Annotated in this window: 17 protein-coding genes; 3 read left to right on the plus strand and 14 right to left on the minus strand. The window is 72.5% G+C overall.

Annotated features, from left to right (window positions below; translation table 11 throughout):
• Window positions 1–17 precede the first annotated feature (17 nt).
• A complete protein-coding gene (locus tag AOM09_RS04045; protein WP_062384747.1) occupies window positions 18–1,931 on the minus strand; it encodes an ATP-dependent DNA helicase in 1,914 nt (637 codons plus the stop codon).
• Window positions 1,928–3,445 carry a GTPase HflX gene (gene hflX, locus AOM09_RS04050; protein ID WP_062384749.1) on the minus strand — a complete coding sequence of 506 codons (1,518 nt, stop codon included), beginning with the start codon at window positions 3,443–3,445 and terminating at the stop codon, window positions 1,928–1,930. Before hflX ends, AOM09_RS04045 begins: the two co-directional genes overlap by 4 nt.
• A gap of 76 nt (window positions 3,446–3,521) precedes the next feature.
• Between hflX and AOM09_RS04055 the strand changes: the two genes are divergently transcribed.
• Complete coding sequence (locus AOM09_RS04055) at window positions 3,522–4,109, plus strand: class I SAM-dependent methyltransferase (protein WP_062384752.1); 588 nt, start codon at window positions 3,522–3,524, stop codon at window positions 4,107–4,109.
• A 117-nt stretch (window positions 4,110–4,226) separates the two neighbouring features.
• Window positions 4,227–5,258 (plus strand): hypothetical protein, encoded by a 1,032-nt coding sequence (locus AOM09_RS04060; protein WP_062384754.1) that lies wholly within the window; start codon window positions 4,227–4,229, stop codon window positions 5,256–5,258.
• On the opposite strand, the gene dapF is transcribed toward AOM09_RS04060, so the two are convergent.
• The 10 genes from dapF to pgsA form a co-directional block, all read right to left on the minus strand.
• Window positions 5,255–6,106 carry a diaminopimelate epimerase gene (dapF, locus tag AOM09_RS04065; protein ID WP_062384757.1) on the minus strand — a complete coding sequence of 284 codons (852 nt, stop codon included), beginning with the start codon at window positions 6,104–6,106 and terminating at the stop codon, window positions 5,255–5,257. The genes AOM09_RS04060 and dapF overlap by 4 nt on opposite strands.
• Before the next feature lie 14 nt (window positions 6,107–6,120).
• Window positions 6,121–7,077, minus strand: coding sequence for a tRNA (adenosine(37)-N6)-dimethylallyltransferase MiaA (miaA, locus tag AOM09_RS04070; RefSeq protein WP_062385249.1), 957 nt, complete (start codon window positions 7,075–7,077; stop codon window positions 6,121–6,123).
• Window positions 7,074–8,582 (minus strand): tRNA (N6-isopentenyl adenosine(37)-C2)-methylthiotransferase MiaB, encoded by a 1,509-nt coding sequence (gene miaB / locus AOM09_RS15135; protein ID WP_062384760.1) that lies wholly within the window; start codon window positions 8,580–8,582, stop codon window positions 7,074–7,076. The genes miaA and miaB overlap by 4 nt, the downstream gene beginning before the upstream one ends.
• Before the next feature lie 3 nt (window positions 8,583–8,585).
• Complete coding sequence (gene rny, locus AOM09_RS15140; protein WP_062384764.1) at window positions 8,586–10,046, minus strand: ribonuclease Y; 1,461 nt, start codon at window positions 10,044–10,046, stop codon at window positions 8,586–8,588.
• A gap of 27 nt (window positions 10,047–10,073) precedes the next feature.
• Window positions 10,074–10,634 carry a regulatory protein RecX gene (locus AOM09_RS04085; protein WP_062384767.1) on the minus strand — a complete coding sequence of 187 codons (561 nt, stop codon included), beginning with the start codon at window positions 10,632–10,634 and terminating at the stop codon, window positions 10,074–10,076.
• Between the two features lie 3 nt (window positions 10,635–10,637).
• Window positions 10,638–11,711 (minus strand): recombinase RecA, encoded by a 1,074-nt coding sequence (gene recA / locus AOM09_RS04090; RefSeq protein ID WP_062384770.1) that lies wholly within the window; start codon window positions 11,709–11,711, stop codon window positions 10,638–10,640.
• A 197-nt stretch (window positions 11,712–11,908) separates the two neighbouring features.
• On the minus strand, window positions 11,909–12,145 hold the full coding sequence (locus tag AOM09_RS04095) for a DUF3046 domain-containing protein (protein ID WP_062384773.1): 237 nt from the start codon (window positions 12,143–12,145) through the stop codon (window positions 11,909–11,911).
• A gap of 4 nt (window positions 12,146–12,149) precedes the next feature.
• Window positions 12,150–12,461, minus strand: a complete 312-nt coding sequence (locus AOM09_RS04100) for a helix-turn-helix domain-containing protein (RefSeq protein ID WP_062384778.1) — start codon at window positions 12,459–12,461, stop codon at window positions 12,150–12,152.
• Between the two features lie 91 nt (window positions 12,462–12,552).
• Window positions 12,553–13,035, minus strand: coding sequence for a CinA family protein (locus AOM09_RS04105; RefSeq protein WP_062384781.1), 483 nt, complete (start codon window positions 13,033–13,035; stop codon window positions 12,553–12,555).
• Window positions 13,022–13,591 (minus strand): CDP-diacylglycerol--glycerol-3-phosphate 3-phosphatidyltransferase, encoded by a 570-nt coding sequence (gene pgsA / locus AOM09_RS04110; protein WP_228375054.1) that lies wholly within the window; start codon window positions 13,589–13,591, stop codon window positions 13,022–13,024. The genes AOM09_RS04105 and pgsA overlap by 14 nt, the downstream gene beginning before the upstream one ends.
• Before the next feature lie 84 nt (window positions 13,592–13,675).
• Between pgsA and AOM09_RS04115 the strand changes: the two genes are divergently transcribed.
• Window positions 13,676–15,013, plus strand: a complete 1,338-nt coding sequence (locus AOM09_RS04115) for a CapA family protein (RefSeq protein WP_062384784.1) — start codon at window positions 13,676–13,678, stop codon at window positions 15,011–15,013.
• 4 nt (window positions 15,014–15,017) lie between these two features.
• Here the strand turns inward: AOM09_RS04115 and AOM09_RS04120 are convergent, their stop codons facing one another.
• Together AOM09_RS04120 and AOM09_RS04125 are read right to left on the minus strand one after the other, a co-directional pair.
• Complete coding sequence (locus tag AOM09_RS04120; protein ID WP_082098824.1) at window positions 15,018–17,276, minus strand: putative bifunctional diguanylate cyclase/phosphodiesterase; 2,259 nt, start codon at window positions 17,274–17,276, stop codon at window positions 15,018–15,020.
• Window positions 17,261–19,924 carry a DNA translocase FtsK gene (locus AOM09_RS04125; protein WP_156162225.1) on the minus strand — a complete coding sequence of 888 codons (2,664 nt, stop codon included), beginning with the start codon at window positions 19,922–19,924 and terminating at the stop codon, window positions 17,261–17,263. Before AOM09_RS04125 ends, AOM09_RS04120 begins: the two co-directional genes overlap by 16 nt.
• Window positions 19,925–20,038: the final 114 nt, after the last annotated feature.

The raw sequence follows: 20,038 nt of genomic DNA on the forward strand, positions 1-20,038 counted from the left end.
CGTCCGGGCCGGGACCCCTACGAACCGGTGAGCCGGCGCAGCGCGCCGAGCGCGACGTCCCGCTCCGTGGTCGGCCACAGGTCGGGCATCGAACGGGCGAGGAAGCCTCCGTACCGCGCCGTCGCGAGGCGCGGGTCCAGGACCGCGACCACGCCGCGATCCCCGCTCGCACGGATGAGACGGCCGGCGCCCTGCGCCATGAGCAGCGCCGCGTGCGTCGCGCTCACCGCCATGAAGCCGTTGCCCCCCGACTGCGCGACCGCCTCGGTCCGGGCCTGGGCGACCGGCTCGTCGGGACGCGGGAACGGGATCCGATCGATCACCACGAGGCTCGCGGTGCGCCCGGGCACGTCGATGCCCTGCCACAGCGAGGTCGAGCCGAACAGGCACGTCGGCTCGTCGGCCTTGAACCGCTGGACCAGCGTCGGCAGCTGATCGTCGAGCTGGTAGAGCACGGGCACGTCGAGCCGCTCCCGCATCGCCTCGGCGGCCATCTGCGCGGCCTTGTGCGAGGAGAAGAGCCCGAGCGTGCGGCCGCCCGCCGCCTCGATGAGCGCGGCGAGCTCGTCGAGCGCCTCGTCGGAGATGCCTCCCATGCCAGGCTTCGGGAGGTGCTTGGCCACGTAGAGGATGCCCTGTCGGGGATAGTCGAACGGGCTCCCGGCGTCGAGCGTCACCGCGTGGTCCACGCCCAGGTGCCGCGAGATCGCGCCGAAGTCGCCGCCCAGCGCGAGCGTCGCGGATGTCATCACCGACGCCTTCTCGTCGAGCAGCTTCTCGCGGATGAGGCCCGCCACGTCGAGCGGTGCGGCGAGGATGCGTTCGGCCACCGGCGACTCGTAGTCGCCGTCGCGCGGCGCGAGCCAGATCACCTGGTATCCGTGCTCCCCCTGAAGGTCCGCGCACACGTCGAACACCTCGCCCAGCGACGCACCCGCGACCTTGCCCGCCGCGCCCGCCTGCTCCGCGTTCTTCTGGACCTCCGTGAGGCAGCGGCGCGTCGCCGCGCGCACCTCCTCGACGGCCGCGGCGAGCGCCTCGGGCAGCCCGCGCCGCAACCGACCCGGGTCGCAGTCGCCGAGCGCGCCGTCGAGGTGCCGCGCGGCCCGGTCGAGGTCCTCGGTGACGACGCCGCAGCGCCGCGTGTGGCGCGCCGCCCGGTCGACCATCGCCACCGTGAGCTCATGCGTCGCCGACGAGGTGATGCGGCTCACGAGTTCATGGGCCTCGTCGACGATGAGGACGCCGTGCTCCCCCAGCATGTCGTGGCTGGTCGCCTGGACCCCCAGGACCGCATGATTGGTGACGACCACGTGCGCCCGCCCGGCCTCGTCCCTCGCGCGCTGCGAGAAGCACTCGGCCAGCACCGGGCACTTCGACTCGAGGCATTCGCGTCCCGACACCGAGACCTGCGCCCACGCCCGCCCGCTGACGCCCGGCACCAGGTCGTCCCGATCGCCGGTCTCGGTCTGGTCCGCCCACTCGTTGACGCGGAGCACCTCGCGTCCGAGCTCGCTGGTCGGGCCGATGGGAAGCATGTCCTCGTCGGGGTCCGGGTAGCCGCCCGCCATCTTGTGGACGCACAGGTAGTTGCCGCGCCCCTTGAACAAGGCGATCCGCGCGCGCTCGCCGAGCAGGGGCTCCAGCGCCTCCGCCACGAGAGGGAGGTCCTTGGTGAAGATCTGGCGCTGGAGAGCGAGCGTCGCGGTGGAGACCACCACGCGCGTGCCCGTCCTCACCGCGTGCGCGACCGCGGGGACCAGGTAGCCGAGCGACTTCCCCGTGCCCGTGCCCGCCTGGATGAGCGCGTGCGCGTCGCCCGTCAGCGCATCGGCCACGGCACGTGCCATGGCGAGCTGGCCCTCGCGCGGCTCCCCGCCGAGCGCCCCGACCGCGCGGCCGAGCAGCGCATCGGCGTCGTGCTCGGTCACAGGGACGCCGACGTGACGCCGGCCTCCTCGAGGCGCGCGGCGAGCCCGGCGTCGACGAGCGCCGTCAGGTGCGTGCCCTCGGCCACATGCGACTGCGCGAGCACCTCGCCGTGACGGTGGACCTCGCTCACCAGGTCGCCACGGGTATAGGGCACCACCACGTCGACGGTGACCTCCGGCCGCGGCAGCTCGCGCCCGATCAGCTCCATGAGCGCGTCGATGCCCTCGCCGGTGAGCGCCGAGACCTCGATGGTGATCTCGCGGCGCGCACGCAGGCGCATCAGCGTCTCCGGGTCGGCGACGTCGGCCTTGTTGAGGACCAGCACCTCCTTGACCTGATCCGCGCCGGGGACGTCCGCCAGCACCTCGCGCACCGCACGGATCTGGCTCTCCGGGTCCGGGTGCGACGCGTCGACGACGTGGAGCATGAGGTCGGCATGCGCGACCTCCTCGAGCGTCGAGGCGAACGCCGCCACCAGCTGGTGCGGCAGGTTCCGCACGAAGCCCACGGTGTCCGAGACGGTGAACTCGCGGCCGTCGGGAGTCTGCGAGCGACGCACCGTCGGGTCGAGCGTCGCGAACAGCGCGTTCTCGACGAGCACGCCCGCGCCCGTCACGCGGTTGAGCAAGGAGGACTTGCCCGCGTTGGTGTAGCCGACGATCGCGACGTTGGGCACGCCCAGCCGCTTCTCGCGCCGCACCTGGCGGGCCGGCTCCATCGCCTTGATGTCGCGGCGCAGCTGGGCCATGCGCGTGTGGATGCGGCGGCGGTCGAGCTCGATCTTGGTCTCGCCGGGGCCGCGCGATCCCATGCCTGCTCCGGCGCCGCCCACCTGTCCACCGGCCTGGCGCGACATGGACTCGCCCCAGCCGCGCAGGCGCGGCAGCAGGTACTCGAGCTGGGCGAGCTCGACCTGGGCCTTGCCCTCCTTGGACTTCGCGTGCTGCGCGAAGATGTCCAGGATGAGCGCCGTGCGGTCGATGACCTTGACCTTGACCACGTCCTCGAGCGCACGGCGCTGGCTCGGCGCGAGGTCGTCGTTGACGATGACGGTGTCCGCGCCGACCGCCGCGACGATGTCGCGAACCTCGTGCGCCTTGCCCTTGCCGATGTACGTGGCCGGGTCGGGATGCGGCCGCCGCTGCAGCACGCCGTCGAGCACCTCGGAGCCCGCCGTCTCCGCCAGCGCCGCGAGCTCGCGCAGCGAGATCTCCGCATCCTCCGCGCTGCCGTGCGACCACTGGCCCACGAGCACGACCCGCTCGAGACGCAGCTGCCGGTACTCGACCTCGGTGATGTCCTCGAGCTCGGTCGAGAGGTTCTGGACGCGGCGCAGCGCCGCGCGCTCCTCGCGGTCGTACTGATCGCCGTCGTAGTCGGTGGCCACCGTCCCGCCCGCGGCGACCGCGGTGCCGGCGCGCGAGAGCACGCGGTCGATCACCGCGTCCGCGCGGCTGATGTCCGGGGTGGCCTGCGAGATCTCCTCGCGGTCGTCTGCTGCTGTGTCGCTCATACGTGGACCATTGTCTCACCCCCGTCCGACGCCCGGACACGGCGGTGGACGATGCGCGGGCGATACCCTCGACCACGTGACCGAGGACCATTACTTCACCGCGCGCCCCGCCTCCGCCGACGAGCGGCGGATCATCCCCGTCACGCTCGCGGGCCGTGACGTCGCCGTGGAGACGGCCCCCGGCATCTTCTCCCCCGGGCACGTGGACCTGGGCACCCAGGTGCTCCTGCGCGCCGTGCCCGATCCGCGGGGGCACGTCCTCGACATCGGCTGCGGCTGGGGGCCGATTGCGCTCGAGGCCGCGCTGCGCGGCGCGGAGACGGTGACCGCGGTCGACGTCAACGAGCGTGCGCTCGACCTGGTGCGCCGCAACGCCGCGCGGCTCGGCGTGACCGTGACGGCCGCGTCGCCGGGCGAGGTCCCGGCGGACGCGACGTTCGACACGATCTGGTCGAACCCGCCGATCCGCATCGGCAAGGACGCGCTCCACGCGCTGCTCGCGACGTGGCTCCCCCGCCTCGCCCCGGGCGGCGAGGCCTTCCTGGTGGTCCAGAAGAACCTCGGAGCCGACTCGCTCGCCCGGTGGATCGGGGCCCAGGGCTGGGGCGCCGTGGAAAAGATGGGGAGCTCCAAGGGCTTCCGCGTGCTGCGCGTCTCCGCCTAGCGGACCCTCTCGCCGCCAGGCGGCACCGGCGGCGAGCAAGGCGCCTCGGTGCGACCATGGTGAGCAAGGGAGGCGCCGCTGTCCGCGTCTCCGTGGCACGCGGCGCCGGGGGTGCCCATGGGCTCGCTCATGCAGTTGATCCCACAGGTCTTCTTCGACTTCTACGCGCGGTACGTACCGGGCCTCGTGCTGGTCGGTGCGTGGATCCTGCTTCCCGGCGACGCGGCGTGGTCGTCGTTGCTGACCAAGGTGCTCGGCGGCAAGCTCGACGCCGACAATGCCTTCCCGGCAGCCGCGGCGGCCCTGATCTTCGTGCCCTTCGTGGCGGGCTACGTCATCGCACCGCTTGCCAAGGCAGTGCAGCGCGGCAACGAGCACGGGTGGTGGCATCCGCCACGACCGAGCCGCGACCGGCACGCGGCGCCGGGCGTGCGCGCAGCCCTGCGACCCCGCTACTCGTGGGTCCTCGAGGACCAAGGTGCCGGCAAGGGCTACGACTGGCTCAGGGCCAACGATCCGCCAAGCGGCGCGCTCGTCGCGAAGATTCGCGCGGAGTTCACGATGCACAACGCGCTCGCGGTCGCGTTCGCCGGCGCGGCAATCATGGCCTTCTGTGCGGGGCGACCGTGGTGGGCCGCCGGCGCGGCGGTAGCCGCGCCTCTCATGGCGTGCCGGGGCGCGTCGACCGAGGGCACCTTTCACAAGTCCACGCGCAAGTTGTGCGCGGCCAGGAGATGGCGCGACCTGCCCACCCACCCCACGCCGAGCCTTGTCTGGGTGGTCCCACCCGACCCGCGGCAAGGCGCACCGGACTGGAGCACCGGCTACGCAACGCTCTGGAAGGACGGGAAAGGGTGGCTGAAAGTCGGCACCAGCACCGAGCCTCGTGGGAGCGAAGACACGGATCTGGTGTGGTTGCCCGATGGCGCACGGGAGGCGATCCGCGACTGGGTGGATCGGGTGAGGGAAGGAAGGCCGAGTCGCGAGCGGCGCAAGGCCCGGGTCACGGTGATGCGCACACTCAGGCGAGCGCCGGGTGTTGTCGAGTACCGGCTGGCTCGTTGGCCGCAGAGGCGCTGGCCCGTCGACCCTGAAACCGCACAAGGACGGCCCGAGGGCGATGGCGAACCGGCGACCGCAGGGCCCTAGACCCGCACGGACCCTGCGGCAACCAGCACGGCGGGGCCCTCGAGGACCGTGGTGTCCCCCGCGATCCGCACCGTCACGAGGCCGCCAGGCACCTCGATGTCCCACACGTCGGGCGCACCGGCACCCGCCCACTCCCGCATCGCCAGGGCCACCGCGCACGCCCCGGTGCCGCACGACCGGGTCTCACCGGACCCGCGCTCGTGCACCCGCATGCGGACCCGGCCACGGTCGCGCTCGTACCGGAGCGCGACCGCGAACTCGACGTTGGTGCCGTGCGGGGGCACGGGTCGCACCTCGGGCGCGACGGTGAGGTCGAGCGCCTCGAGCTCCGCCGCATCGGCCAGCGCGACCACGTGATGCGGGTTGCCCATGTCGACGCTCAGCGCGGGACGCACCGGGTCGAGGCCGCGCGCGGCCACCTCCGAGTCGAAGCCGTCGGTCGCGTCGCCGACCTGGTAGATCCCCATGCCGACGGCGTAACGGCCGTCGCCGAGCGCCGTCACCGTCCGCGGGCCGCCGCGCGTGCCGAACTCGAGCCCGCCCGCAAGGTCCGCCCCGGCCTCGGCCTCCAGGAACGCGCCGAAGACCCGCGCGCCGTTGCCGCACATCTCAGACGTGGTGCCGTCGGCGTTCCAGTAGTCCATGAACCAGGTCGCCGGTTCGAAGGCCACGCCCGCCTCGAGGGCTCCCGCGCGTACCGCCCGGATGACGCCGTCGCCGCCGATCCCGGCCCTCCGATCGCACAGGAACCGGACGAGCGCAGGGGTGAGCTCCAGCTCGCCGTGCGGGTCGAAGAGCAGCACGAAGTCGTTCTCCGTGCCGTGTCCCTTGGTGAAGGCGAGCGTCATGCGCCCCAGCCTAGTCAGCGGGTCCGACGCTCCGCGTCCGCCTCGTCGACCAGGGACGATGCGTCGGCGGCGGCCCGTGCCACGTCACCGTGGTCGCGCGGCGCGTCGATCCAGCGCACGCGCGGGTCGGGCCGGAACCATTGCGCCTGCTTCCTGGCGAGGCGCCGCGTGTGCTGGGCGATGAGGGCGCGCGTCTCGTCCTCGTCGAGGTCGCCGTCGAGGTGACGCAGGGTCTCGGCGTACCCCACCGCGCGGCGTGCGGTCACGCCCTCGCGCAGGCCTGCGGCCTCGAGCGCGCGCACCTCGTCGGCCAGGCCCTCGGCCCACATCGCGTCCACGCGAGCGTCGATGCGCGGGTCGAGCACGTCGTACGGCAGGTCGAGCGCGATGGTGAGCGCAGGTGCGGCATACGCGTGGCGCGGCAGGGAGCTCTGCGTCGAGCCCGTGAGCGCGATGATCTCGAGCGCGCGCACGAGCCGCTTGACGTTCTGCGCCGGGATCTTGGCCGCGGCATCGGGGTCGACCGAGGACAGCTCGCGATGGAGCACCCCGGGCCCCTCCGACTCGGCACGCGCCTCGAGCGCCGCCCGCAGCGCGGGATCGGTTCCCGGGAACTCGAAGACGTCGAGCAGGGCCCGCAGGTAGAGCCCGGATCCGCCGACGACGATCGCGCGCCGACCGCGCGCGTGGATCGCGGCGATGTCCGCACGAGCCTCGGCCTGGAAGCGGGCGACCGACGCGTCCTCGTGGACGTCGAGCATGTCCATCTGGTGGTGCGGGATGCCACGCCGGTCCTCGACGCGCAGCTTCGCCGTGCCGATGTCCATGCCGCGGTAGAACTGCATCGAGTCCGCGTTCACGATCTCGCCGTCGAGGCGCTCGGCGAGCGCAAGGCTCAGCGCCGACTTGCCCGTCGCGGTGGCGCCGACGACCGCGACGATCACCGACGCATCGTCCTCCGCGGCGCTCACGCGCGACGCAGCGTCGGGATGCCGAGGCCGACCGGGCCCGCGGGCGCGGAGGCACCGGTCCCGCACGAGCCTCCGCCGTGATCGTGATCGTCGCTCCTGGCGGCGTCCCACGCGTCGCCCGCGCGGGTCCGGCGCACGGCGTACGGCCCGCCGTCGAGGGCCGAGTCGGCGATGAGGTGGTGCGGGGCGCCGTGCGTCACGCGCACGGTCACCATGTCACCGGGACGGGGCGCCTCGGCGCCCTCGGGTAGCGCGAAGTGCACGAGTCGGTTGCCGGGCTCGCGGCCGCTCATGCGCGCCGAGTCGCCGTCCTTGCGCCCACCGCCGTCGAGCACCATGAGCTCGAGCGTGCGCCCCACGAAGCGCTGGGAGTCCTCGAGCGTCACGCGCTCCTGGAGGGCGATGAGGCGCTCGAACCGCTCCTGCACCACCGCCTTGGGCAGGGGCTCCAGCTCGTACGCCGGGGTGCCCGGGCGCGGCGAGTACTGGAACGTGAACGCCGAGGTGAACCTGGAGGCCTCGACCACGCGCATCGTCTCGAGAAAGTCCTCCTCGGTCTCGCCGGGGAACCCGACGATGATGTCCGTGGTGATGGCCGCGTCCGGCATGGCCGCGCGCACGCGCTCGATGATCCCGAGGTACCTGTCGGAACGGTACGAGCGCCGCATCGCGCGCAGCACGCGGTCCGAGCCGGACTGCAGCGGCATGTGCAGGCTCGGCATGACGTTGGGGGTCTCGGCCATGGCCTCGATGACGTCGTCGGTGAAGGCAGCCGGGTGAGGCGACGTGAAGCGGACCCGCTCGAGGCCCTCGATCTCACCGCACGCGCGCAAGAGCTTGGCGAAGGCACCGCGGTCGCCGAACTCGACGCCGTACGAGTTGACGTTCTGCCCGAGGAGCGTGACCTCTACCGCGCCCTGCGAGACGAGCGCCTCGATCTCGGCCAGGATCTCCCCCGGGCGCCGGTCCCGCTCCTTGCCGCGCAGCGACGGCACGATGCAGAAGGTGCAGGTGTTGTTGCAGCCGACCGAGATGGACACCCAGCCGGACGCGATCGCGTCGCGGCGCGACGGCAGCGTGGACGGGAAGACCTTGAGCGACTCCTCGATCTCGACCTGCGCGGCTGCGTTGTGGCGGGCGCGCTCGAGCAGCACCGGGAGGACGTCGATGTTGTGCGTGCCGAAGACGACGTCGACCCAGGGGGCGCGCGTGACGATCTCGCCGCGGTCCTTCTGCGCAAGGCAGCCGCCGACGGCGATCTGCATGCCGGGCCGCTCGGCCTTGACGGACGCGAGCTGCCCCAGGTTGCCGTACAGGCGGGTGGCGGCGTTCTCGCGGACCGCGCAGGTGTTGATCACGACGACGTCGGCGACGTCGGCTCCCTCGGGCGCGGCCGTGTAGCCGGCGCCCTCGAGGAGGCCGGCCATGTGCTCCGAGTCGTGCACGTTCATCTGGCACCCGAGGGTCCTGACGAGGTACGTGGGTGCGAAGGTGGTGTCGGTCATGCTCTATCCGGCGATGGCGTCCGCGCGTAGCTCGCGGATCACCGTCACCTTGATCTCTCCGGGGAAGGTGAAGTCCTTGCTGATGTGCTCAGCAATTGTACGCGCCAGCGCCTGGGTCCCCGCGTCGTCGATCTCGTCCGGCTCCACGACCACGCGAACCTCGCGCCCCGCGGCCATCGCGAGCACGCGGGTGACACCGTGGTGCGCGAGCACCAGCCGCTCGAGGTTCTCCATGCGGGTCACGTAGGCGTCGAGGTCCTCCCGGCGCGCCCCGGGGCGCGACGCGGAGATGGCGTCCGCGACCTGCACGATGACCGCCTCGAGGCTCGTGGCGGGCACCTCCTCGTGGTGGGCCGCGATCGCGTTCACGACCGCGGGGTCCTCGCCGTGGTCCGCGGCGAAGCGGGCGCCTAGCGCGGCGTGGGTGCCGGCCTGCTCGTGGCTGAACGCCTTGCCCAGGTCGTGCAGCAGCGCGCCGCGACGGGCCACCTCGACGTCGGCGCCGAGGGCCGCGGCGATGTCGGCGGCGATCTGCGAGGTCTCCACCAGGTGCGCGAGCACGTTCTGGCCGTACGAGGTCCGCAGGCGCAGCCGCCCGAGCACGTCGACGATCTCGGTGGTGACGCCCGACACCCCCGCCGCCGACAGGGCGTCGAGGCCCGCGCCCCGGTGCCGCTGGAAGGATCCGGCGACCGCGCGCGCATACGCCGCCTCCACCCGCTGCGGCTGGATGCGGCCGTCCTCGACCAGCGCCGCGAGGGTCACCTCGGCGATCTCCCGGCGCGCGGGGTCGAAGCACGACAGCTGGACCGCGTTGACGCCCTCCTCGACGATCACCGTCACCCCGGTGAGGGCCTCGAACGCCCGGATGTTGCGTCCCTCGCGGCCGATGATGCGGCCCTTCATCTCCTCGCTGGGGAGATCGATCCAGGTGGTCGCGTGCTCGGCCGAGGACGCCGCGGCCTGCCGCTGCATCGCCTCGACGAGGATCTCCCGCGCACGATGCTCGGCCGTCGCCTGCGTGCGCTTCTCGAGCCGCCGGAGCTCGACCTCCGCGTCCGCGGCGGCACGCCCGGCCAGGTGCGACGCGAGCTCCGCGCGCGCCTCCTCGACCGTGGTGCGCGCGACGGCGGCGAGGGCGGCGGCACGTTCGTCCTCGATGAGCGCGCGCTCGCGCGCCAGGCGCTTCTCGTCCCGCACCACTACGGCGGCGCGCTCCTCGAGCGAGCGTGCGTACTGCTGCGCGTTGCGCTGGTCGCTCGCGGCGTCCTTCTCACGCTGCAGCGAATGCTCCTCGCGGCGCTTCACCTCGGCGAGCCGCTGCTGCGCCTCCTCGCGCAGCATCGAGGCCTCGTTCCGCGCGGCCGCACGTTCCGCCGCCGCCTCACGGCGCGCGAAGAGGACGAGGAGCAGCGCGATCAGGCTGGAGCCGAGCAGCACCAGCACGATCAACGACTGCGGCATCCCGTGTTCCTCCTCGATGCAGGCCCGTCAGCACCCGCCATCACCGTCATCGGCACGTCGCAAGTCTTTCACGAGTGCGAATGCCAACGAGCTCGGGTAGCCCTTGCGCCCCAGCATCGCCACCACGCGCCGCGTGCGGACATCCTCGGGGTGGGAGGCGAGCTGCTCCCAGCGACGTCGGGCGAGCTCGGCCGCCCGCGCGCGCTCGTCCTCGTCGTCGATCTGGTCGAGCGCGCCGGCGATGTCCTCATCCTCGAAGCCCTTGCGCGCGAGCTCCATGCGGATCGCCCTGCGGGACTGCCCGCGCTCGGCGTGCCGGGTCCGCACGATGGTCTGCGCGAGGCCCGCGTCGTCGATCAGGCCCACCTCGGCGTACCGCGCCACGATCTCATCGGCCAGCCCGGCGTCGACCCGGCGCTCGACGAGCTTCTCGCGCAGCTGCGCCGATGACCGCTGCGCGCGGGTGAGGACCCCGAGCGCGATCTCGCGCGCCTTCTCGGGATCGGTGATCGGCTCCCGCGGCTCGCCCGGGGCGGCCGCCGCACGGCGCGTGCGGCGGCCCCGGGGCGCCTCGACGGATTCGCTCATCGGCTAGAAGTCGGCCTTGCCCTTCTTGCCGGCCGGCGCGGCGGGAGCGTCATCCGGGTCCTGGTTCTCCTCGCCGGGCTGGATGCCGACGCCGAGCTTGGCCTTGACCTTGCGCTCGATCTCGTCCGCCAGCTGCGGGTTGTCCTTGAGGAAGTTGCGGGCGTTCTCCTTGCCCTGGCCCAGCTGGTCCGACTCGTACGTGTACCAGGCGCCGGACTTCTTCACGAAGCCGTGCTCGACGCCGAGGTCGATGATGCCGCCCTCGCGCGAGATGCCCTGGCCGTAGAGGATGTCGAACTCGGCCTGCTTGAAGGGCGGGGCCATCTTGTTCTTCACCACCTTGACGCGGGTGCGGTTGCCGACGGGCTCGGTGCCCTCCTTGAGGGTCTCGATGCGGCGGACGTCGAGGCGGACCGACGCGTAGAACTTCAGCGCCTTTCCACCCGTGGTCGTCTCGGGGCTGCCGAAGAACACGCCGATCTTCTCGCGCAGCTGGTTGATGAAGATCGCGGTGGTGCCGGTGGTGTTGAGCGCACCGGTAATCTTGCGCAGCGCCTGCGACATGAGGCGCGCCTGGAGACCGACGTGGCTGTCGCCCATCTCCCCCTCGATCTCCGCCTTGGGCACCAGGGCCGCGACCGAGTCGATCACGAGGATGTCGATGCCGCCCGAGCGGACCAGGATGTCCGCGATCTCGAGCGCCTGCTCGCCCGTGTCGGGCTGCGAGACGATGAGGTTGTCGACGTCGACGCCCAGCTTGCGCGCGTACTCGGGGTCGAGCGCGTGCTCCGCATCGATGAACGCCGCCGTGCCCCCCTGCTTCTGCATGTTCGCGACCGCGTGCAGGGCGACGGTGGTCTTACCGGACGACTCGGGACCGTAGATCTCGACGATGCGGCCGCGCGGGAGGCCGCCGATGCCCAGCGCGATGTCGAGCGCGAGCGAGCTGGTGGGGATGGCCTCGACGGGGACGACCGTCTTCTCGCCCATCCGCATCGCGGAGCCCTTGCCGAACTGGCGGTCGATCTGTCCGAGCGCCGCCTCGAGCGCCTTCGCGCGGTCCTGTGCCTGTGCCATGTCGGTTCCTCACATCCATCCGGGGCAGGTCTGCCGTGTCGTGGACGACGCTACGTCGACCCACTGACACCGCCGTCCGATCGGTCCTCACGGTGGAGGGTGCGAGCGACGCGGCGTCCTGGGGACCACGGTATATCGAACATCTGTTCGAAGGGAAACGACACGCCGCCCGGGCGTGTCAGCGCGCCGCAGGGCGGTCAGCGGCGCGGCGGCGGGACCATGCGGCGGTCGTCGCCGCCGTCGCGGCGGTCGACCGGCACGTCCATCTGCGCGCACCACGCATGCCAGACGTCGCGAGGAGCGCGACCCGCCTCGAGCGCCTCCGCGGGCGTGAGCGAGTCGAGGTCGGTCAGCGAGAGCTCGCGCGCGAGCGTACGGGAGTAGGACTCCCCGAACACCGCATCGGCGAGATCCCAGAACTCGCTGAGGCGCACGTGCCTAGCGCGACCGCATCGAGCTGAGCAGCTCGGGCACCGTGTCGGGGATCGACGGCATCACCGGCACGGTCTCGAGGGACTCGGCCGCGGCGAAGCGGTCGGAGACCTCGCGAAGGATGATCGACATGGGCATGTCCAGCGCGTCGCAGATCGAGGCGAGGAGCTCCGAGGAGGCCTCCTTCTGCCCCCGCTCGACCTCGGAGAGGTACCCGAGCGAGACGCGAGCGCCCGACGAGATGTCGCGCAGCGTCTTACCCTGGGTGAGGCGAGCGTCGCGAAGAACGTCGCCGATCTCGTTGCGAAGCACGGGCATGCGCCCTCCCCTCATCGTCGTCATGCGGCCTTGGTCCATGGTGACACAACGCACCATACCCCACGGGTGTTCCGCCCCCGTCGCGCGGGTGTTACGACCGGGTCACGAACTCGTCGAGGACCGCGGTCACGAGCGCGAGCGCCGCCTCCGTCGCCGCCGCACGCACCGCGGTGCGATCTCCCGGCAGCTCCAGGGTGAGGGCGCGCGAGCCGGCGGGGCCCTCGACGGCGAGGCAGACGGTCCCTGCGGGACGCCCTCCGTGAGGCTCCGGTCCCGCGACCCCGGTGGTCGCGACGGCGTGCGTCGCGCCCGTGGCCTCCCGCGCGCCGCGCGCCATGGCGAGCGCCACGGGCTCCGACACCACGCCGGACGCGGCGATGAGCGCGGGGTCCACGCCGAGCAGCGCCGCCTTCATGGTCGCGGAGTACGCGACGATGCCGCCGCGGATCACGTCCGACGCCCCGGGCACCGACACGAGGGCCGCGCACACCGCGCCTCCCGTGAGCGACTCCGCGGTGGCGAGCGTCGCCTGCCGCTCCCGCAGCGCGTCGACCACCTCGTCAGGCCGCGGCATGCCCGTCCGCGTGCTGGCGACGCGCCGCCTTGACGATCTTGACCGTGTAGTCGACGCCCGTCACCAGCGCGAGCGCCGTCGCGATGAGCAGCACCCACCACGCCGCCTCGTCCACCCACGCCGGCATGCCGGGCAGGAGGTACAGCCAGATCGCGAGGAGCTGGGCCATCGTCTTGGCCTTGCCCCCAGGCGAGGCGGGGATCACCGTGCCCGCGGCGACCAGCAGCCTGCCCACGGTCACCCAGAGCTCGCGAGCCGCGATGATCGCGACGGGCCACCACGGGATCCCGTCCTCGAGCACGAGCACCACCAGCACGCCGAGGACGAGCGCCTTGTCCGCGATCGGATCGGCGAGCTTGCCGAACGGGCTCACCACGCCCCAGCGACGCGCAAGGTAGCCGTCGAAGAAGTCCGTGGCCGCGGCGATCATGAACAGGACGAGCGCCCAGGTCCGCGCCGTACCCTCGTCGCCGCCGTCCACGAGGAGGAGGGCGAGCACGACGGGCACCATGACGAGGCGCGCGACGGTGAGCACGTTGGGAACTGCGGAGGTCACGGACACACACTAATGCGGACACGGACCCCGAGGCGCGCGGCGGCGCCGCGCGGGCCGTGGCTCCACCGGCGGGATAATCGAGCCATGCCCCAGCCCGTCCGCCACGCTCACGCCCGCCCCGCGACGGTCGCCCTCGCGCTCGCCGCCGCGATCGCCGTGGCCGCGGGCGCGGCGGTGGGCTTCTCCGCCGGGAACGCGGCCGATGCGCGTGCCGGGGCCGCGCCCGTCGTCGAGGACGCGCCGAACGGGGAGCCGACGCCCTCGTCCCCCGCCCCCACCGCATCGTCCGCGCCGTCGCCCTCGGCGACGCCCACCGAGGAGGCGGAGCGCGACGTCCGGTTCACGCTCGTCGCGGGCGGCGACGTCCTCACCCACATGCCGGTGAACGACTCCGCGGCGACCGAGGACGGGTACGACTTCACCCCGCTGTTCGCGGGCCTCCGCCCCTACCTCGAGGGCGCCGACCTCGCGATCTGCCATCTCGAGGTGCCCGTGTCCCCCGGCGACACCCCACCCTCGGGCTACCCGGTCTTCTCGGCACCGTCGGCCCTGGTCCGCGACCTCAAGGAGGTCGGGTGGGACGGGTGCTCGACGGCGTCCAACCACAGCGTCGACAAGGGCGTCGCCGGCGTCGAGTCGACGCTCGCCGCGTTCGACGCGAACCTGCTGCAGCACGCGGGCACGGCGCGCACCGAGGACGAGTCCGAGCAGGTCGCGTATTACGCGGTGCAGGACGGGGACCGCACGGTCAAGGTCGCGCACCTCAGCTTCGCGTACGGCACCAACGGCATGCCGGTGTCGCAGCCCTGGGAGGTCGACCTCTTCGATGCGGACGATGCGGACGCCTCGCCGATCATCGACGCGGCCCAGCGCGCGCGGGACGACGGCGCCGACGTGGTGATCGCCTCGGTCCACTGCTGCGTCGAGTACCGCACCGAACCGACCGACGCGCAGCGCTCGCTGGCCACGCAGATCGCCGAGTCGGGCCTGGTCGACCTCTACATCGGCCACCACGCGCACGTGCCGCAGCCGATCGAGCTGCTTCCGGGCGGGCCGTCGGGCGAGGGCATGTGGACGGCGTTCGGGCTCGGCAACCTCCTGTCGAACCAGGACTCGTGGTGCTGCGCGCCCGAGACCGCCAACGGGGTGCTGCTCGATGCGACGTTCACGGTCACGCCGGATGGCGCGGTGTCGGTCGACGCGGGGTGGGTGGCCACCACGGTCGACCGGCGCGACGGGCACTCGGTGCGCGCGCTCGCGGACATCGCCGACGGCGCCGGCACCCTCTCCGCGGCCGATGTCGCCGCGCGCCACGCGCTCGTGCGGGACGCCGTCGGCGACCAGCCGACCGAGGTGACGGAGCCGCCCGCGAGCCTCGCGGAGCACGCGTTCGCGCTCCTGCGACCGGCACCGGGCGCGTGAGGGCCTAGCGCTCGCCGAACACCGGGTCGGGCTCGGCCGGGCGCGGGTCGATGAGGCTGGTGCCGGTGTAGGGATGCTGCGCGAGCGCCGTCGCCGCGGGCTGCGCGACGCCGAACAGCCAGCCCTGGCCGTAGCGCCAGCCGCAGTCCGCGAGGAACTCCGCCTGCGCCTCGGTCTCGATGCCCTCCGCGATGGTCGCCAGGCCCAGCTCGCGCGCGAGCGCGCCGAGCGCACGCGACACACGTGCGCCCGCGGGATCCTCGGGGATGCCGGCCACGAAGGACATGTCGAGCTTGACCCCCGAGACGGGAAGGTCGCGCAGGTACGACAGCGGCGACACGCCGGTGCCGAAGTCGTCGAGAAGGATGGGCACGCCCGCGTTCCGCAGCTCCGTGAGCTCGTGCCGGATGCGGGTGTTGGGCGCCACCAGCGACGCCTCGGTCAGCTCGATCACCACGCGTTGCGGGCTGAGGTGATGGCGCCCGATCGCGGCGAGCACGCCGTCGGCGAACTCCGAGTCCCCCAGCTGGTCCGCGGAGACGTTGAGAGACACCCACGTGGTGTCGGACGGCGTGCGCGAGAGGAATTGCGCGGCCTGCTCGACGAGCGCCGTGCCCGCCGTCGCCGCGAGGCCGCGGTCGCTGATGAGAGGCAGGAACGATGCGGGCAGGAGCAGCCCGCGCGTCGGGTGCTGCCACCGCACGAGCGCCTCGTAGCCGACGACGGTGCGGCTCGCGAGCTCGAGGATCGGCTGATAGTGCAGCACCAGGTCGCCGTGCTCGATCGCGCGCGCCAGCTCGGCTGCGAGCGCGGTGTGGTGATCGTCCGCGACGCGCATCGACGGCTCGAACACCTCGGTGCGGCTGCGGCCCGCGGCCTTGGCGCGGTACATGGCCGCATCCGCGGCGGTGAGCAGCGTCGCGCTGCCGCCCGAGACGGTCTCCTCGTCGGCGAGCGCGATCCCGAGCGAGGCGGCGAGCTGGATCTGGTGACGCTTGACGGCGAGCGGCTTGCGCAGGCCCTCGTGGATCGCGGCGGCGATCTCGACGAGCGCCTTCGAGCAGTCCGGATCCTCGACGGCGATGACGAACTCGTCGCCGCCGAGCCTCGCCACCGTCCCGCGCCCGCCGGTCGCGGCGCGCAGGACGCCCGCGACGTGCACGAGCGCGCTGTCCCCCGCGGCGTGACCGAAGCGGTCGTTGAGGCCCTTGAAGCCGTCGAGGTCCACCGCGATCACCCCCACGCGCGTGTCGGCGTCGGGCTTCGCGAGGAGGTCCTCGAGCACGTCGTGGAAGAGGTTGCGGTTGGCCAGGCCCGTGAGCGGGTCGTGCATCGCGCGATGCTGCATGAGCTCGGAGCGCATGCGCACCTCGGTGGTGTCGCGCACGTGGACCACGTAGTGGTCGGGCGCTCCCCCGGCGTACCGCACGAGCCCGACCTCAAGAACCGCCCACACGACGTTGCCGTCACCCTTGACGTAGCGCTTCTCCACGGAGAAGTGGTTCTGGTGGCCGTCGTACAGCCGCTGGAGCTGGTCGCGCTCGGCGTGCAGGTCCTGCGGATGCGACAGCGCGCTGAAGGGCGTCCCGCGCAGCGCCGCGACGGTCGAGCCCATCATCTCCGCGAACGCCCGGTTCACCTCCATGAGGCGCCACTCGAGGTCGACGAGCGCCATCCCGGTGGGCGCGTTCTCCATCGCGCGACGGAACTGCGCATCGGATCGGCTGAGCGCCTCGGCGGCCTCGCGCAGCCCGCTCGTGTCCATGACGGTGATGATGCGGACGGGCAGCGCGTCGCCCGGGTCCTCGACCTTGCGCGACCGCACGTGCAACCACCGGATGTCCTCGGCTCCGCGCCGGCCCGGCACGCCGACGACCCGCGGGCGGCCGTCGTCCGTGGGCGCGAACGCGTCCGCGGGCAGCAGCGGGCGCATGCTCGGGTCGACCGCGCGCACCGGGAGGCGCGTCAGCGGGCTGCCCGTGGTCTCCGCGGCGCTCAACCCGAGGATCGAGCACGCGATGTCGGAGATCAGCGCGACCTCGCTGTCCTCGGTGACGAGCAGGACGCCGTCGCGCGAGGACGTCATCACGGCGTCGAACTGGTGGCGCAGCTTGCGCTCGCGCGCGAGCGCGGTGTCGCGCGCGGCGCGCTCGCGCCCCGACCGCCAGAAGAAGTAGAACGCGCAGAGCGCGAGCAGCACGAGGAGCGCGCCGACGCCGGCCACGAATGCCGGCTGCGCGAAGAGCTCTAAGACTCCGCCCATTCCCCGCCGTCCTCAGCCTCCGGGTCGACGGTGGCCGTGCCCACCGTAGCGCCTCCCTCCCCCCTGAGGACAGCAAGAGTGGACGCCAGCTCGTCAGGTGTGACCAATACGTCACGAGCCTTCGATCCCTGGGACGGCCCGACGATCTCCCTGGTCTCGAGCAGATCCATGAGCCGCCCCGCCTTGGCGAAGCCCATCTTGAGCTTGCGCTGGAGCATCGACGTGGACCCGAGCTGCGTGGTGATGACCAGCTCGGCCGCCTGCAGCAGATCGTCGAGGTCGTCGCCGATGTCCTCGGCGACCGCGGCCGCTCCGGCCGAGGCCTGCGTGACGTCGTCACGGTACTCCGGGTCGGCCTGACGCTTCGAGTGCTCGACAGCGCCGTGGATCTCCGACTCGGTGACCCACGAACCCTGCACGCGCATCGGCTTCGACTCGCCCATCGGCAGGAAGAGCGCGTCGCCCTGGCCGATGAGCTTCTCCGCGCCCGGGGTGTCGAGCACCACGCGCGAGTCGGCGAGCGACGAGGTCGCGAACGCGAGCCGCGACGGCACGTTCGCCTTGATGGTGCCCGTGATGATGTCAACGGAGGGACGCTGCGTCGCGAGGACCAGGTGGATGCCGGCGGCGCGCGCGAGCTGCGTGATGCGCTGGATGGACTCCTCGACGTCGCGCGGCGCGACCATCATGAGGTCGGCGAGCTCGTCGACGATGACCAGCAGGTACGGGTAGGTCTTGATCTTGCGCTCGGAGCCCGGAAGCGGCTTGACCTTGCCCGCGCGGACCGCCTTGTTGAAGTCGTCGATGTGCTTGTAGCCGAACAGCGCCAGGTCGTCGTAGCGCATGTCCATCTCCTTCACCACCCACTCGAGGGCCTGCGCGGCCTTCTTCGCGTCGGTGATGATGGGCGTGATGAGGTGCGGGATGCCCTCGTAGATGGTGAGCTCGACACGCTTGGGGTCGACCAGCACCATGCGGACCTCGTTCGGCGTCGCGCGCATGAGGATCGACGTGATGAGCGAGTTGACGAAGCCCGACTTTCCGGCGCCGGTGGCGCCCGCGACGAGCAGGTGCGGCATCTTCGCGAGGTTCGCCATGACGTAGCCGCCCTCGACGTCCTTGCCGATGCCGATGGCCATCGGGTGCTCGTTGCGCTGGGCCACGGGCGAGCGCAGCACGTCGCCGAGGGCGACGGTCTCGCGGTCGACGTTGGGGATCTCGATGCCGATCGCGGACTTGCCGGGGATGGGCGACAGGATGCGGACGTCGGCGCTGGCGACGGCATACGCGATGTTCTTGCTCAGCTGCGTGATCTTCTCGACCTTGACGCCCGCACCGAGCTCCACCTCGTAGCGGGTGACCGTCGGCCCGCGCGTGAAGCCCGTGACCTCGGCATCGACGCCGAACTGCTGGAGCACGTCGCGCAGCGCCGCGACCACCCGGTCGTTGGCGGCGGAGCGCTCCTTGTGGGGCGCACCCTTGGCGAGGAGCTCGAGCGACGGCAGCACGTAGGGGGTCGAGTTCTCGAGCATCCCCTGCTCGCCCGCGGGCACGAAGCTGGTGGTCTCCGGGGCGGAGGGCTCGCCGGGCACCTCGATGAGCTGCGTCGGGACGTCCTGGGGCGCGGCGGGCGCCGGATCCCACGGGGGCAGCTCCTCGGCGGCGACGTCGACGGAGTACGGCGAGATGACGTCGGTGACCGGGACATCCGCCAGGTCCGGGTCGATGAGCCGGTCGAACTCCGAGCGCTCGACCGAGGCCGCGTGAGCGAACGCCTCGTCGGCCTCGTACTCGTCCAGGGCATCGTCCGCGGGCGGCTCGCCATGGAGCGCGCGGTCGAGGAGGCGCTTCGCGCGCCCCTTGGCGGGCTTGATCACGGCGGTGTCGCCGGGCCGCTCGAGGGTGCGGTGCTCCGGGAGGTCGAGCGCGTCGTCGCCGTCGCCCTCGCGCTCCTCGCGGACCTTGGAGGTGACCTCCCCCACCCACGCGGCGGCCTCGCGCACCGACACCCCCAGGATGATGAGCACGGACAGCAGCGCGAGCAGGACGAGCACCACATAGGCGAGCGGGACGGTCACGAGCGACGCGAGCGGGGTGCCGATGAGGAAGCCGAGCACGCCGCCCGCCTCCTGGAGACCCTCGGCGCCCTCGGTGGGCTTCGGCTGGCCGTGGGCGAGGTGCAGGATCCCGTCGACCATGATCGCGAGCAGCAGGGCACCGAACGTGATGCGGTGGTTGGTCCCCTCCTCCTGGGGTGCGCGCATGAGGCGCACGGCGAGCACCAGCAGCACCACCGGCACGCCGTACGCGAGCAGGCCGAACATCCCGGCGACCACCCAGTGGATGCCGGTGCCCGCCCAGCTGGCGAGCTCGAACCACTCGCGCGCCGCGATGAGGATCGCGAGGATGACGAGCGTGATCGCGATGCCGTCGCGACGCACCGCCGGCGGGACGTCGCGCGCGCCGTGGCCGATGCTGCGCACGCCGGACCCGACCGCGTTCGCGGTGCCCCGGCCGAGCGCGCCGATGCCGCGCAGGATCGCAGGGGGCCGGCGCTTGGCCTGCGCGGTCGAGCGCGAGCTCGACGACGAGGAGCGCTTCGCCTGCTGCGTCCTCGGCGCGGGTCGTGATTGTCGCGTCTGTGCCATGGCACAGCACGGTAGTGCCCCGCACCGACGGCGCGAGGTTGCCACCCCGCGCCGCCCCCGCATCGTCCCTCCGGGAAAGGCACGATGCGGCCGCCGCGCCCCGCGGGAGGGACC

The sequence above is a fragment of the Demequina iriomotensis genome, assembly GCF_000971395.1.
Taxonomy (GTDB): Bacteria; Actinomycetota; Actinomycetes; order Actinomycetales; family Demequinaceae; genus Demequina; species Demequina iriomotensis.

Bases quoted from the DNA above. Each gene is read 5' to 3' on its own strand.
- AOM09_RS04125 (WP_156162225.1), bottom strand. From the start codon at position 19,924: ATGGCACAGACGCGACAATCACGACCCGCGCCGAGGACGCAGCAGGCG.
- AOM09_RS04120 (WP_082098824.1), bottom strand. From the start codon at position 17,276: ATGGGCGGAGTCTTAGAGCTCTTCGCGCAGCCGGCATTCGTGGCCGGC.
- AOM09_RS04100 (WP_062384778.1), bottom strand. From the start codon at position 12,461: ATGCCCGTGCTTCGCAACGAGATCGGCGACGTTCTTCGCGACGCTCGC.
- dapF (WP_062384757.1), bottom strand. From the start codon at position 6,106: ATGACGCTCGCCTTCACCAAGGGACACGGCACGGAGAACGACTTCGTG.
- rny (WP_062384764.1), bottom strand. From the start codon at position 10,046: ATGCCGCAGTCGTTGATCGTGCTGGTGCTGCTCGGCTCCAGCCTGATC.
- miaB (WP_062384760.1), bottom strand. From the start codon at position 8,582: ATGACCGACACCACCTTCGCACCCACGTACCTCGTCAGGACCCTCGGG.
- recA (WP_062384770.1), bottom strand. From the start codon at position 11,711: ATGGCACAGGCACAGGACCGCGCGAAGGCGCTCGAGGCGGCGCTCGGA.
- hflX (WP_062384749.1), bottom strand. From the start codon at position 3,445: ATGAGCGACACAGCAGCAGACGACCGCGAGGAGATCTCGCAGGCCACC.
- AOM09_RS04105 (WP_062384781.1), bottom strand. From the start codon at position 13,035: ATGCCGCGGCCTGACGAGGTGGTCGACGCGCTGCGGGAGCGGCAGGCG.
- AOM09_RS04060 (WP_062384754.1), top strand. From the start codon at position 4,227: ATGGGCTCGCTCATGCAGTTGATCCCACAGGTCTTCTTCGACTTCTAC.
- AOM09_RS04115 (WP_062384784.1), top strand. From the start codon at position 13,676: ATGCCCCAGCCCGTCCGCCACGCTCACGCCCGCCCCGCGACGGTCGCC.
- AOM09_RS04085 (WP_062384767.1), bottom strand. From the start codon at position 10,634: ATGAGCGAATCCGTCGAGGCGCCCCGGGGCCGCCGCACGCGCCGTGCG.